10 protein-coding genes are annotated in these 13,998 nt (G+C 67.7%); 3 read left to right on the top strand and 7 right to left on the bottom strand.

Going from position 1 to position 13,998, the window contains the following annotated elements; all coding sequences use genetic code 11:
- The first annotated feature begins 110 nt into the window (after positions 1-110).
- From BW733_RS14070 to valS, 3 genes are all read left to right on the top strand, one after another.
- Entirely contained in the window at positions 111-920 is an 810-nt protein-coding gene (locus tag BW733_RS14070) for a DsbA family protein (protein WP_077351443.1), read from the top strand.
- A gap of 25 nt (positions 921-945) precedes the next feature.
- Positions 946-2,058 carry a DsbA family protein gene (locus BW733_RS14065; RefSeq protein ID WP_077351441.1) on the top strand — a complete coding sequence of 371 codons (1,113 nt, stop codon included), beginning with the start codon at positions 946-948 and terminating at the stop codon, positions 2,056-2,058.
- A gap of 95 nt (positions 2,059-2,153) precedes the next feature.
- On the top strand, positions 2,154-4,715 hold the full coding sequence (valS, locus tag BW733_RS14060; protein WP_077351439.1) for a valine--tRNA ligase: 2,562 nt from the start codon (positions 2,154-2,156) through the stop codon (positions 4,713-4,715).
- Positions 4,716-4,773: 58 nt separating this feature from the next.
- Here valS and BW733_RS14055 read toward each other — a convergent pair whose 3' ends face one another.
- From BW733_RS14055 to tig, 7 genes are all read right to left on the bottom strand, one after another.
- On the bottom strand, positions 4,774-7,992 hold the full coding sequence (locus BW733_RS14055; RefSeq protein WP_077351437.1) for a S41 family peptidase: 3,219 nt from the start codon (positions 7,990-7,992) through the stop codon (positions 4,774-4,776).
- 59 nt (positions 7,993-8,051) lie between these two features.
- A complete protein-coding gene (locus BW733_RS19805) occupies positions 8,052-8,174 on the bottom strand; it encodes a hypothetical protein (protein ID WP_257787450.1) in 123 nt (40 codons plus the stop codon).
- Between the two features lie 22 nt (positions 8,175-8,196).
- Complete coding sequence (gene clpX / locus BW733_RS14050) at positions 8,197-9,483, bottom strand: ATP-dependent Clp protease ATP-binding subunit ClpX (protein ID WP_077353022.1); 1,287 nt, start codon at positions 9,481-9,483, stop codon at positions 8,197-8,199.
- A gap of 208 nt (positions 9,484-9,691) precedes the next feature.
- The gene (locus tag BW733_RS14045) at positions 9,692-10,342 is read right to left on the bottom strand and encodes an ATP-dependent Clp protease proteolytic subunit (RefSeq protein ID WP_202970216.1); all 651 of its coding nucleotides are present in this window, start codon (positions 10,340-10,342) and stop codon (positions 9,692-9,694) included.
- Positions 10,342-10,938, bottom strand: a complete 597-nt coding sequence (locus tag BW733_RS14040) for an ATP-dependent Clp protease proteolytic subunit (protein ID WP_077351435.1) — start codon at positions 10,936-10,938, stop codon at positions 10,342-10,344. The genes BW733_RS14045 and BW733_RS14040 overlap by 1 nt, the downstream gene beginning before the upstream one ends.
- A 273-nt stretch (positions 10,939-11,211) precedes the next feature.
- A complete protein-coding gene (locus BW733_RS14035) occupies positions 11,212-12,414 on the bottom strand; it encodes an AI-2E family transporter (protein ID WP_077351433.1) in 1,203 nt (400 codons plus the stop codon).
- 110 nt (positions 12,415-12,524) lie between these two features.
- A complete protein-coding gene (tig, locus tag BW733_RS14030) occupies positions 12,525-13,916 on the bottom strand; it encodes a trigger factor (RefSeq protein ID WP_077351431.1) in 1,392 nt (463 codons plus the stop codon).
- Between the last annotated feature and the right edge of the window lie 82 nt (positions 13,917-13,998).

Here is a 13,998-nt window from a genome sequence, read left to right as displayed (position 1 = left end):
ACCGCCCGGCGAGATAGTTGAATGTGGGATCTCTTTGGTCCGACGGTTAGGATGGGCACGTCCAGCCGGTCTGGGCACCCCACGCCAGCATCACAAGGAGTACCCGACCCATGGCCAACAACTCGTCGTTGAGCAAGCGCGCGGCGCTGCGCCAGCAGCAGGAGATGGACGAGCGCAGCAAGCGCAACAAGCGCGTTCTTTTCGCAGGCATCGGCGTGGTCGCCGTTGTCGTGGTCGTCGTGCTGGCGATCGTGATCGGTCAGGCCATCATGAAGGGCCGAGGCATCACGGAAGACCAGGTGACCCCACCCAACGCGACGAGCGGGTACGGCATCCTCCTGGGCGGCAAGCAGCCCGAGGAGTCGAAGCCGCACCTGGTGCTGTACGAGGACTACCAGTGCCCCGCGTGTAAGGCGTTCGAGGAGAGCTACGGTCCGGTCGTCGAGCAGCTCGTCGACGAGGGCAAGCTGACTGCGGAGATCCGCACCGCCTACTTCCTCGACGGCGCGGCCAACTTCGGCCCCTCCCGCATGGCGGCGATCGCAGCCGCGGCGGCTGACGAGGTGGGAAAGTACCGCGAGTACCACGACGTCGTCTACGCCAACCAGCCCACCGAGGGCGTCGGCTACCCGAACACCCAGCTGCGCGACGACTTCGCCAAGCAGGCGGGCATCGAGGGAGACGACCTCGCGACGTTCCAGAAGATGTTCGACGAGAGGGCCACGGCCGACTTCACCAAGGCCGCAGGCGACAAGTTCAACTCCGAGCAGATCGGCAGCACCCCCACCTACCTGGTCAGCGGCGTGAAGCTGCAGTTCGCCGATGAGAGCAACAACGTCCTGATCATGCCGACGGCCGAGAGCTTCCTCGAGGCAGCCACCAAGGCCTGGGAAGAGGGCGGCAAGAAGATCGACGGCTGATCCGACCGGAGGTTAGGCTCCACGCATGAGCCAGCCACCCAACAGCAACGGCCCCTGGCAGGGCCCTCCGCCTCAGGGCGGCCCTGCCGGGGGTCGCCCCTTTCCCGGGCAGAACCCCCAGCAGGGACCCAATCCCCAGCAGGGGCCGGGCTGGCAACAGCAGCCTCATGGGCCCCAGCAGCAGGGGTCAGGTGCGCACAACCACCAGGGCGGTCAGGGCCAGCACTACGGCCCCGGCGGGCAGCCGGGTTGGCAGGGGCAGCCGAACTGGCAGCCCCGGCAGGGGCCGGGCCCCGGCCCAGGCAAGAGCGGTGGCCCGCTGAAGGTCGTGCTCATCGTGGCGGCCATCATCGTCGGCCTAGGCGTCATCGCCTTCGGTACGTACCTGGCGGTCACAGCGGGCCAGCGCGACGCCGATCCCACCCCGACAGCGGCAACCTCGCCCGCCGAGTCATCGCCGTCCGGCGCGCCCGAGTCGACCTCGCCTGCGCCGACAGAGGCGTCGCCCTCGGAGGAGGTCGATCCCGATGTCAAGATGCCCCCGAACGCCACCGAGTTCTTCGGCATCGCTCTCCAGGGCAAGCAGCCGAAGGAGGGCACGCCGCACCTGGTGATCTACGTCGACTACATGTGCCCACCGTGCGCGACCTCGTCGAAGACGTATCTCGCCGCGATCCAGACCCTCGTGCTCGAGGACAAGATCACGGCCGAGGTGCGGGCGGCCACCTTCCTCGACCCCAAACACCCGGGCAACTGGTCGACGAATGCGGCCCGTGCGGCCGCCTCGGCCGACATGCTCGGCTACTTCGACGACTACCACGAGGCGCTGCTGGGAGCGATGCCCGTCGCAGGTGCCTACACAGACGAGATCCTCCTCGAACAGGCCGCACAGTCGGCCGGCATGACAGCCGACGACCTTGCGAAGTTCCAGATCCTCTACGCCGCAGGCCAGGTCGACGGCTTCGTCTCGGTCGCGGCCGAGAAGGCGCTCGAACAGGTGCAACAGGTCCCGACGTACCGGGTCAGCGGTCAGGACCTGATCATCGACGGCGCGGGCGCCATGTCCCCGGACCCGCAGGGGGTCCTGGATGCCGTGCTTGCCGCCTGGGAGACTGGCGGCAAGCAGGTCGACGGGTGAGCCGGGAGTGCCCCTCGTCGCACGGCTGAGACACCGCGCGAGCGCGTCGGCTCACCGGTTTCTCACGCGGGTGGCCCCCAACTAAGATCGGGCGCATGACTGCAACCAACGCGCATCAGCGCGCCCTCCCTGACAAGCCCGTCCTCGAAGGCCTCGAAGCCAAGTGGGGTCAGGTATGGCAGGACGAGGACGTCTACGCGTTCGTCCGCCCGGAGAGCCGGGAGCAGGTCTTCTCGATCGACACTCCCCCTCCGACGGTGTCGGGATCGCTGCACGTCGGGCACGTGTTCAGCTACACCCACACCGATACCCTCGCCCGCTACCAGCGGATGCTGGGCAAGCAGGTGTTCTACCCGCTCGGCTGGGACGACAACGGCCTGCCGACCGAACGTCGGGTCCAGAACTACTACGGCGTCCGCTGCGACCCGTCGATCCCCTACGACCCCGACTTCCAGCCCCCGGCGAAGCCCGACCCGAAGCGTCAGGTGCCGATCAGCCGGCGCAACTTCATCGAGCTGTGCCTCGAGCTGACGCAGGTCGACGAGAAGGCGTTCGAGGACCTGTGGCGTCAGGTCGGCCTGTCGGTCGACTGGTCCCACCTGTACAGCACGATCTCGGAGTCGACGCAGGCGATCGCCCAGAAGGCGTTCCTGCGCAACTTCGCACGCAGCGAGGCCTATCTCAGCTACGCGCCGACCCTCTGGGATGTGACCTTCCAGACTGCGGTCGCCCAGGCCGAGCTCGAGGCCCGCGAGTACCCGGGCGCCTATCACCGGGTCGCGTTCCACCGCGACGGTGGCGAGCCGGTCTACATCGAGACGACGCGTCCGGAGCTGCTGGTGTCGGTGTGCGCCCTGATCGCGCATCCCGATGATGAGCGATACACCGACCTGTTCGGGACGACCGTCACCTCGCCGCTGTTCGGCGTCGAGATCCCCGTTCTCGCCCATCCTGCCGCCGAGCCGGACAAGGGCGCAGGCATCGCCATGTGCTGTACCTTCGGCGATCTCACCGACGTCACGTGGTGGCGCGAGCTGAACCTGCCCACCCGCACGGTGATCGGCCGTGACGGCCGGTTCCAGTCGGAGACGCCCGAGTGGGTCGTCAACACCGAGGCCTACGAGCCGCTCGCGGGCAAGACGGCGTTCTCCGCTCGTGAGGCCACCGTTGCGGCGCTGCGCGACAGCGGAGACCTGGAAGGCGAGCCGAAGGCCACCACCCGCATGGCCAACTTCTACGAGAAGGGCGACAAGCCGCTCGAGATCGTCGCCACCCGCCAGTGGTACATCCGCAACGGCGGCCGCGACGAGGCCCTCAAGGCCCAGCTCATGGAGCGGGGCAAGGAACTCGCATGGACGCCGGAGCACATGCGCCACCGCTACGAGAACTGGGTCGGCGGCCTCAACGGTGACTGGCTCGTCTCGCGCCAGCGCTTCTTCGGCGTGCCGTTCCCGATCTGGTACGCGCTCGACGCCGACGGCGAGCCCGACTACGACAACCCGATCGTCGCCGACGAGGCGAGCCTGCCGGTCGACCCGATGACGGACCCGGCCCCCGGTTACTCCGAGGAGCAGCGCAACCAGCCGGGTGGCTTCATGCCCGACCCCGATGTGATGGACACGTGGGCGACGTCGTCACTCACCCCCCAGATCGCTACGGGATGGGAGCGCGACGAGGAGCTGTTCAACCTCACCTTCCCGATGGACATCGCCCCCCAGGCGCACGACATCATCCGCACCTGGCTGTTCAGCCGCATCGTGCGGGCCCACTTCGAGAACGGCTCGCTGCCGTGGAAGCGGGCGACCATTTCGGGCTTCGTGATGGATCCTGACCGCAAGAAGATGAGCAAGTCGAAGGGCAACGTGGTCGTCCCGACCGACATCCTCGACCGCTTCGGTTCCGACGCGGTCCGCTGGCGCGCCGCGATGGCACGCCCCGGCATGGACTCGCCGTTCGACGAGACCCAGATGAAGGTGGGTCGCCGCCTCGCGATGAAGATCCTCAACGCCGGCAAGTTCGTGCTGTCGCTCGCCGAGCAGCCCGGGTCGCTCGACCAGGTGACCAACCCGGTCGACCGCGCCATGCTCGCCGCGCTGGCGGGCGTGGTCACCGAGGCGACCCAGGCGTTCGACGATTTCGACTACACGACGGCGCTGGAGAAGGCCGAGACGTTCTTCTGGGCCTTCTGCGACGACTACCTCGAGCTGGTCAAGGAACGCGCCTACACGGGAGCCGACGCCGAGAAGGCATCGGCCCAGGCGGCGCTGGCGATCGCGCTCGGCGTCCAGCTGCGCCTCTTCGCCCCGTTCCTGCCGTTCGTCACCGAGGAGGTGTGGCGCTGGACCAACGACTCCTCCGTCCACCGCGCGGCCTGGCCGACGGTCGGGGAACTCGAGGTCGAGGGCGATCCGACCCTGCTCGCCGACGTGGCCCAGGCGCTGATCGCGATCCGCGGCGCCAAGTCGAACGCGAAGGTCTCGATGAAGACCGAGGTGACGAAGGCCGACTTCTCCGGCCCCGCCGCCGTCGTGGCGCGCCTACGCGAGATCGAGCCCGACCTGCGCGCGGTCGGCCGGATCACCGGCGACGTGTCGTGGTCCGAGTCGGACGCTCCGCTCGCGGTCGCCGTCGAGCTGGCCGAACCCGTCCAGGCCTGACCTGAGACTCAGAGGCCCCGGCACCCGGAGATCCGGATGCCGGGGCCTCTGGCATGGGTCAGAAGCGCGGAGAGTCGAAGCCCGGAGCGACGGACGCGGGGGTCTCGGCGAGACCTTCCAGGGCGATCTCGATCGCCTTGTCCAGCTGGATGTCCTTATCGGACTCCCAGTCGCCGGGGCCCACCTCGACGACGACGTCCGGGTCGACGCCGTGGTTCTCGACGCCGAAGCCCTGCTTGTCGAAGGCGATCCAGTACCGCGGCTGCGTCACCTCGGTGCCGTCGACGAGGCTGAACCGGCCGTCGATGCCGACGACGCCGCCCCAGCTGCGCTCCCCCACGACCGTGCCGAGGCCCATGTTCTGGGCCGCGGCGGTGACGATGTCGCCGTCGGAGCCCGCGTACGGGTTGGTGACGAAGACCACGGGGCCGCGACGCGCCTGCGACGGGTAAGTGCCCAGCACGCCCATGTGGCGCGCCCCGGACCAGCCAATCGCCTTGCGCGCGATCCGCTCGAGGATGAGCTCCGAGGTGTGCCCGCCGCCGTTGAAGCGGACGTCGATGATCACGCCCTCGTGGCGCATGGCCGCATCCACGAGGCGCTGGAACTCCGCCCAGCCGCTGGCGACCATGTCCGGTACGTGCACGTAGCCGAGGCGCCCGTCGGAGGCCTTCTCGACATAGTCGACCCGGCCGGCGACCCACTCGTGGTACCGCAGCGGGGTCTCGGTCGAGGTCGGCACGACGGCGACGCGGCGCTTCTGCCTGCCACGGGCAAGGGTCAGCTCGACGACCTTGTCCGCGGCGCCGAGCAGCAGCTCGCCGAGGTCGGGCACATCTGCTGTCGGCTTGCCGTCGACCGAGACGATCACGTCGCCCGCCTCTGCGGCGACGCCCGCCGCGCGCAGCGGCGAACGTGCCCCGGGGTCGGAGGTCTCCCCGGGAAGGATGCGCGTGATCACGATCTCGCCCTTCGCGTTGCGCCGGTACTCGGCTCCGAGGAAGCCGACGCGGGGGGCATCGTCGTGTGAGGCAGGGGCCATGACGTAGGCGTGCGAGGTGTTCAGTTCACCGACCGTCTCCCACAGCACATCGACCAGGTCGTCATAGGTGGAGATCTGCTCCAGCAGCGGCCGGTAGAGGGCGAGCGCGCCGTCCCAGTCGGTGCCGTCGAAGTCCTCGCGCCAGTAGTGGTCGCGCATGATCCGGGCGTTCTCCTCGAACATCTGCCGCCATTCGGCGCGCGGCGCGAGCTCGCGGCGCAGGCGCGAGAGGTCGACGTGGATCTTCGAGTCGTCGTCATCACCCGGCGCCTGGTCGGCCGCCTGCACCCAGATGTCCTCGCCGTTACGCACCACGAGCCGCTCCCCGTCACCGGAGACGGCGGCCGAGTCGACGGCGTCGACGACGACGTTGACCTTGCGGTTCTTGAACGAGAAGTGCTCGATCTGGTCCTTGACCTCGCCCTCGACGCCGGCGCGCAGGGCACCCAGCTCACCGACCGACTTCAGCGACTGCCACACGAGGCCGTCCTTCGACGCCTGGAGCGCGGCGTAGCGGCCCGACGGGACGGGGAAGGAGACCATGCGGTCCTCGAACCCGTCGATGTCGAACTCGATCGACGCGTCCTCCTCCTTGGCCTGCTCGGCGTCCTTCGACCCGTCGTCAGCATCGTCAGAGTCCTTCGCCCCGTCCTTGTCGCCCGGATCGCTCAGCGGCCACCCGTCGGCGGTGGGACCGAAGGGGGCCGGCTCGGTCGCGCTCAGCGGGACCAGCCACGGCCGGACGGTGTTGGTGAAGGTCAGGTCGAAGCCGAGCTCGTCGTAGCTGGGGTCGATGGTGCGGCTCGACAGGAAACACAGGTACTTGCCGTCGGGTGTGAACGTCGGCGAGAAGTCGTTGAACTGGCCGCGGGTCAGGGCGAAGGCCTTGTCCTGGGTGAGGTCGTAGCCGACGAGCTTTCCGACGCTCCCCTCGTTGGCGACGGCGGCCCGCCAGACGAGGTACCTGCCGTCCGGCGACCAGGCGAAGCCGGAGGGCTCGCCGCCCTCGGAGCGGCCGACCTTCTTGACCGAGCCGCGCGCGACGTCGACGACGAGCACGTTCCCGTCGTGGCTTCCCACGGCGACCTTCGTACCCCCCTGGTTCGGTTCCAGGGCGAGCACGCGCCCCAGCTTGCCGACGGCGATCCTGCGCGGCGCCTTGTCTCCGTCGAGCTGACGGATCTCGAGGCAGTCATCGCCCTCGACGTCGCTGACCCAGATGGCCTTGCCCGTCCTACCGAGGAAGCGGGGCTCGCGGATCCGCACGCCCGGCTTGTCGGCGAGTGCCCGCGCGGGGCCGCCACGGTGGGTGAGGAAGTAGGCGGCTCCGCGCCACTCGAGCAGCGAGCCGTCGGCGCCGTGGTCGGGCGCCACCTGCTCGAGCCGGTCTCCCGGCGCCACGCGCACGGGGCGCGGCTCACCGATCGGGACCTGGATGTCGAGGCGCTGGGGCTCGGCCTTGAGACTCGCGAGGTAGTAGAGCTGGCCCCGGGCGTGGTAGACGACCCCCCTGCCGTCGCTGGAGGCGTCGCGGACGTAGCCCTCGGCGGCGGTGTGGGAGGTGTGCTGGCGGAGGTCCTTGCCGGAGGCATTGACCGACCAAACCTGCGCCTGGACGGCCGACCCGTCACCGAGGTCGGAGGTGAACACGATCCGGTCGCCGACCCAGGTGGGGCCGAAGAGGCTCGCCGTCTCCGAGGGCAGGATGCGCGTCCACGAGTTCTTCGCGTCCGAGACGTAGAGCCGGGCGGCCATGCCACCGCGGTAGCGCTTCCAGCCCGACGGGTCCCGGAAGTTCGCCGTCGCGACGGCCACCCTCCCCTTGCGGTCGACCGCCGCTGAGGTGGCGACGCCGTACGGGAGCCGCTTCAGCTCGCCCTCAAGCGAGAGGGAATACATCGAGGCGTCGATGCGGTGGATGCCCTCATGATCGGAAGCGACGAGCACGTGGCTGTCATCGAGCCAGCCAGAAACCTGCAACCGGCGGGCGCTCAACCAGGTGAGCCTGCGGGTCGTGCCGTCAAGATCGACGACATGCACATCGTTGCCGCCGCCGGAGGCCGAGACGAAGGCGACGCGGGAGCCGTCGGGAGACAACCTGGGGCTCCTCGCTGAGACCTCTCCGAGGGTCAGCCGGGAGGCGCGTCCACCGTCCAGCGAGCCGAGCCAGAGGTCGTCGTCGGCGACGAAGACGACGCTTGAGCCATGAAGATGTGGGTACCGCAGATAGGCCATGGGAGCGAGCCTACCGCCGTCGGCGCCCCCCTCCGCCACGGTGGACAGATGGCCGGGCGCTAGCGGTCGCCCGGAACGCGACGCCGGTTCTTCCTGCTGCCGACCACGAGCGCGATCTTGAGCCACAGTGGGCTGCACGGTTCGGTGTGCGCGGGCGCGACCTTGTCGTTTTCGCTCGCCATCGATCCCGATCAGAGCGTCAGGTCAGGCGGACAGATCGCGGCGTCGGGCGAGCTTCGCCCGCGGCACGAGGGTCGGCTTGGCCGTGCCGTCGACAGCCTCGCGCGTGATCAGCACCTGGGCGACGTCCTCCTCGGAGGGAACCTCGAACATGACGTCGAGCAGCAGTTCCTCGAGGATGGCGCGAAGTCCTCGCGCACCCGTCCCACGCGCGAGGGCGAGGTCGGCGATCGCCTCGACAGCGTCGTCGGTGAACTCGAGCTCGACGCCGTCGAGATCGAACAGTTTCTGGAACTGACGGGTGAGCGCATTCTTCGGCTCGACGAGGATCCGCACGAGCGCCTCGCGGTCGAGCGGCGTCACCGTCGTCATCATGGGCAGGCGGCCGATGAACTCGGGGATCAGGCCGAACTTGTGCAGATCCTCCGGACGCACGAGCGAGTACGGATCAGCCTTGACCTCGTCCTTGGCATCGGAGGCCCCGGTGTTGAAGCCGAGGGGACGCTTGCCGACGCGCGAGTTGATGATGTCTTCGAGGCCTGCGAACGCGCCGCCGACGATGAACAGCACCTTCGTGGTGTCGATCTGCAGGAAATCCTGGTGCGGATGCTTGCGGCCGCCCTGCGGCGGGACGCTGGCGACCGTGCCCTCAAGGATCTTCAGCAGTGCCTGCTGCACGCCCTCTCCGGAGACGTCGCGCGTGATCGACGGGTTCTCCGACTTGCGGGCCACCTTGTCGATCTCGTCGATGTAGATGATGCCGGTCTCGGCCTTTGCGATGTCGAAGTCGGCGGCCTGGATCAGCTTGAGCAGGATGTTCTCGACGTCCTCGCCGACGTAGCCCGCCTCGGTCAGCGCGGTGGCGTCTGCCATGGCGAACGGGACGTTGAGCATCCGTGCGAGGGTCTGGGCGAGGTAGGTCTTGCCGCAGCCGGTGGGGCCGATCAGCAGGATGTTCGACTTGCCGACCTCCACGTCGTCGCTCTCGGCGCGGCGGCCGTGCGGGCTCTGCTGCGACTGGATGCGCTTGTAGTGGTTGTAGACGGCAACGGACAGCGCCTTCTTTGCGGTGTCCTGGCCGATGACGTAGGTGTCGAGGAAGTCGCGGATGTCGCGGGGCTTCGGCAGCTCTGCCGCGACCGCGGACTCGGTCTGGACGGGGAACTCTTCCTCGATGATCTCGTTGCAGAGTCCGATGCACTCGTCACAGATGTAGACGCCTGGGCCGGCGATGAGCTTCTTGACCTGCTTCTGGCTCTTTCCGCAGAAGTTGCATTTGAACAGGTCGCTGGATTCGCCGATGTGCGCCACGCCGTCCACCTCCTCAGAACCACGGTTGTCTTTGCGTCTTCCCGCCAACCCTACCCGTCGCCGGGTCAGGCGGAATGCGACACTCCCGAGGGCGTTCCGGCGGGCCGGATCACGTGTCGCGGACAGGGAAGGCGCCGCTCCCGAACGGTGCGGGGGCGGCGCCGTCGCCTGCTGTCATGCGTCGGAAGGTTGCCTTCCGGCGGCTAGCTCAGCCGACTTCCTTCAGCGAGGGGAGGATGTCGTCGACGATGCCGTACTCGACGGCCTCCTGAGCCGTGAGGAACTTGTCACGCTCGATGTCCTTGCTGACCTTCGCGACCTCCTGGCCGGTGTTGTTGGCGAGCATCTCCTCCATGAGAGAGCGGATGCGCAGGATCTCCTTCGCCTGGATCTCCAGGTCAGACGACTGGCCGTAGCCGCCCTCGGTCGCGGGCTGATGGATCAGGATCCGCGAGTTGGGCAGGGCGAGCCGCTTGCCCTTCGTGCCTGCCGCGAGGATCACGGCCGCGGCCGAGGCGGCCTGGCCGAGGCACACGGTCTGGATGTCGGGCTTGATGTAGCGCATCGTGTCGTAGATCGCCGTCAGCGCCGTGAAGGAGCCACCGGGCGAGTTGATGTACATCGAGATCTGACGCTCAGGGTCCATCGACTGGAGGCACAGCAGCTGCGCCATGACGGCGTTGGCGACCTCGTCGTTGATGGGGGTGCCGAGGAAGATGATGCGGTCCTCGAACAGCTTCGTGTAGGGGTCGACGCGACGCACACCGTAGCTGGTGCGCTCTTCCCACTGGGGGATGTAGTAGTTCATGTCGACGCCTGCGGGCGCGATGCCCTGCGGGAGGGGGTTGGTGTTCAACATCACTGGTTCGGAGCCTCCGACTTGATCTGGGATGCGCGCTCGAAGACGTGGTCGATGAAGCCGTACTCGAGCGCCTGCTCGGCGGTGAACCACCGGTCGCGGTCGGAGTCGGCCTCGATCTGCTCGACCGTCTGGCCCGTGTGCTTGGCGATGAGCTGGGCCATGGTCTTCTTGATGTGCAGGGACTGCTCGGCCTGGATGCGGATGTCGGAGGCCGTGCCACCGAGGCCGCCCGAGGGCTGGTGCATCATGATCCGGCTGTGCGGAAGCGCGAAACGCTTGCCCGGCGTTCCGGCCGAGAGCAGGAACTGCCCCATCGAGGCGGCAAGGCCCATCGCGACGGTCGCCACGTCATTGCTGATCCACTGCATGGTGTCGAAGATCGCCATGCCGGAGTCGACGGAGCCGCCGGGCGAGTTGATGTAGAGGTAGATGTCCTTGTCTGGATCCTCTGCGTTCAGCAGAAGCATCTGCGCGCAAATGGCGTTGGCGTTCTCGTCCTTCACCTCGGAGCCGAGGAAGATGATCCGGTTGGCCAACAGGGACGCGTAGACGTTGTCGGTCATGCCGAGGCCGGAGGCACCCGGCCCAGCCATGCGGATTGCGTCAATCGGAGTCTGAGTCACTCCCCTAAACTACCGGGATTTCGTGCACACCCAAGCGGCGTGGTCAAAGTTCGCCGCAGGCGTGAATGACCAGTAGCCGGACCCGACACGCCCGACCTCGGGATGGGACTCTGGACTCCGGCTGTGCGGATGCCGGTTCCGATCGGAACGGGGCCGGGAGAGACACCGTCACAAAGGGACACCATGGCGATGCTTTCTGCGCGCGCCGATCGCCTCGGTGCTGACCGGGGCGACCGCCTGAGGTCAGGCCTCCGCGGTCTTCGGGTCGTTGGAGATGAAGGCGTTGAGCCAGCGAAGCTTCGGGTCCGGGTCGATCAGCAGCGCCTTGACGGTGAGCGTCGCGGGCAGCGCGATCAGGGCGCCGAGCGCACCGAACACCCATGCCCACAGCAGCAGCGAGACGAACGACACGGCCGGGGTGATGCCGACGGCGTCGCCGGTGAACTTGGGCTGGATCAGGGACTGCAGGATGAAGTTGATCACCGAGAAGGCGATCACCACGATCAGCGCGGTCACCGGCCCCTTCTCCACGAGCGCCAGCAGCGCCGGGGGCACGAGGCCGATCACGAAACCGATGTTGGGGATGTAGTTTGTGATGAACGTGAGCACCACCCACACCAGCGGGAGCGACACGCCGAGCACGAGGATCACGCCGCCGTTGATCAGGGCGACGATGAAGCCGAAGACGGTGGTCACGACCCAGTAGCGACGGATGCCACTTGCCACGGCGGAGATGGAGTCGGTGAGACCGGGGTGCTGGCGGTGCACGATCGCGAGCCGCTCCTGTACCGACGGGAGGTCCATCGTCATGAACACGATTCCGACGATCATGACGGCGATCAGGCCGCTGGCTGCGGAGGTACTCGACAGGATGCCGCCCGCGAAGTCGAGGATGCTCGATGGCGAGATCGACTTCAGCGACTTGAGCATCTCCTCCTGGTCGAAACCGAGCTGGGCGAGCAGGCCGATGGCCTGGTTGTAGAGGTTGACGAACTGGTCGCTGTACTGGGTCAGCACCGCGACGACCTGGGTGACCGACCACGCGACCGCGCCGATGCCGAGGATCAACACGACGAACACGGTCAGCATGGTGACGACCGCCGCGAGCAGGCTCGGCGCCTTGATCTTCTTCAGCCCCGTGTAGACGGGGTACGCGGCGATCATCAGGTTCAGGCCGAGGAACAGCGGGGCGATGGTGCTCGACAGGTTCTGCATGAGCCCGAGCGACAGCGCGACCGCGCCGATGATGATCGCGACCATCCCGAGCCTCGGGAGCCCGCGTCTTGTCACCCCGGTCGCTCCGACGTCCTGGGGCGGGGTCTCGTCGTGCCGGTGCGGTGCCGCAGCCTCCTCGACGGTGGTCGTCGCGTCAGGGGCCGCCGCCCGTGCGGGCACCTCCGGCTGGTCGATCTCCGGATCGGGCACCTTGTCCTCGGGGTTGCTCATGTGATCTCCTCGCGGCAGTCGATGGCGGGACGAGTCTAGCCCCGTGACAACGAAGAAGATCGCCGCCGGTCCGAGTGGACCGACGGCGACCTTCAGATCAGTTGGTTGGCTCAGGCCTTCTCTTCGACCGCTTCCTCAGCGGCCTCCTCGGCCTCAACCTCGTCGGCGGCGTCCTCGACCGGCAGTGCCGTGTCGATCTTGTTGCCGTCGGCATCGGTGACGGTGGCCTCGGCGCAGATGGCGGCCAGCGACTTGCCACGGCGGATCTCCTGCATCCACTCGGGCATGTGGTTGTGCTCCATCATGTGGTTGATCTCGTCCTGGGGCGAGGTCCCGTTCTGCTGGGCCTTGCGGAAGATCAGCTCGGTGAGCTCCTGCTGCGAGACGTCGAGCTTGTTCTCGTCGGCGTATACGTCGAGCACGACCTGGGCCTTGAGGGCCTGCGTGGAGCGCTCGTCGATGGTCTCCCAGAACTCCTCGGGCGTCTCGGCCTCCTCGTCCTCGGCCTGCTCGAGGTAGGCCTCGACGGTCAGGCCGCCCTGGGCGAGCTGACGCTGGATGTCGGCGCGGCGCGCCTCCTTCTCGCGGGCGAGGACGCCTTCGGGGAGCTCGAAGTCGGTCTTCTCGATGACGGCCTCGAGAACCTTGTCGCGGGCGTCGGCGAGCTGCTCGGCCTTGACCTGCTGCTCGGCGGCCTTCTGCAGGTCCTCCTTCATCTCCTCGACGGTGTCGAACTCGGAGATCATCTGGGCGAACTCGTCGTCGATGGCGGGCAGTTCCTGCTCCGAGACCGTCTTGACGGTGACCTCGATGTCGGCCTCCTGGCCGCGGAACTGGCCGCCGACCAGCGTGGAGGTGAACTTCTTCGACTCGCCGGCCTTCAGACCGGTGACGGCGGCGTCGAGACCCTCGAGCATGTTGCGCTCCTGGCCGACCTTGTAGGCGATGCCCTCGGCGGTCGCGTCGGGGAGCTCCTGGCCGTCCTGGGTGGCGACGAGGTCGATGGTGAGGACGTCGCCGTCCTGCGCGGCGCGGTCGACCTCGTTGGTGGTCGCGAAGCGCTCGCGGAGCAGCTCGAGGCGCTCGTCGGTCAGCGAATCGGCCGACTCGGGGGCGTCGACGGTGACCTTGATCTTGGAGAAGTCGGGGAGCTTGACCTCGGGGCGCACGTCAACCTCGGCGGTGAACTCGACGAGTTCCTTGTCCTCGAGCTTGGTCACGTCGATCTCGGGCTGAGCCATCGGCCACACCTTTGCCTCGTCGATCGCGACGTTGTAGGCGTTGGGGATGGCCTCGTTGATGGCCTCCTGCAGCACGACGCCGCGGCCGAAGCGCTGGTCGATGACCGTCGCGGGCACCTTGCCCTTGCGGAAACCGGGGATGTTGACCTGCTCGGCGATCTCCTTGTAAGCCTTGTCAAGGTAGGGCTGAAGGTCGGCGAACGGGATCTCGACGGTGAGCTTGACCCGCGTCGGGCTCAGCTTCTCAACGGTGCTAGGCACGAATGGACTCCTGAAGTTGAAAAAGGTTCGCCCATCAGTCTAACGGTCAGCCCCGCTGCCACCAATTGGGCCGGACTTGGCC

The sequence above is a fragment of the Tessaracoccus flavescens genome (assembly GCF_001998865.1).
Classification (GTDB): domain Bacteria; phylum Actinomycetota; class Actinomycetes; order Propionibacteriales; family Propionibacteriaceae; genus Arachnia; species Arachnia flavescens.
The sequence above is the reverse complement of the archived record's forward strand: the minus strand, read 5'-3'. Positions and strand labels throughout refer to the sequence as shown.

Bases quoted from the DNA above. Each gene is read 5' to 3' on its own strand.
- BW733_RS14065 (WP_077351441.1), top strand. From the start codon at position 946: ATGAGCCAGCCACCCAACAGCAACGGCCCCTGGCAGGGCCCTCCGCCT.
- BW733_RS14040 (WP_077351435.1), bottom strand. From the start codon at position 10,938: ATGGCTGGGCCGGGTGCCTCCGGCCTCGGCATGACCGACAACGTCTAC.
- BW733_RS14035 (WP_077351433.1), bottom strand. From the start codon at position 12,414: ATGAGCAACCCCGAGGACAAGGTGCCCGATCCGGAGATCGACCAGCCG.
- valS (WP_077351439.1), top strand. From the start codon at position 2,154: ATGACTGCAACCAACGCGCATCAGCGCGCCCTCCCTGACAAGCCCGTC.
- BW733_RS19805 (WP_257787450.1), bottom strand. From the start codon at position 8,174: ATGGCGAGCGAAAACGACAAGGTCGCGCCCGCGCACACCGAACCGTGC.
- BW733_RS14070 (WP_077351443.1), top strand. From the start codon at position 111: ATGGCCAACAACTCGTCGTTGAGCAAGCGCGCGGCGCTGCGCCAGCAG.
- BW733_RS14045 (WP_202970216.1), bottom strand. From the start codon at position 10,342: ATGTTGAACACCAACCCCCTCCCGCAGGGCATCGCGCCCGCAGGCGTC.
- BW733_RS14055 (WP_077351437.1), bottom strand. From the start codon at position 7,992: ATGGCCTATCTGCGGTACCCACATCTTCATGGCTCAAGCGTCGTCTTC.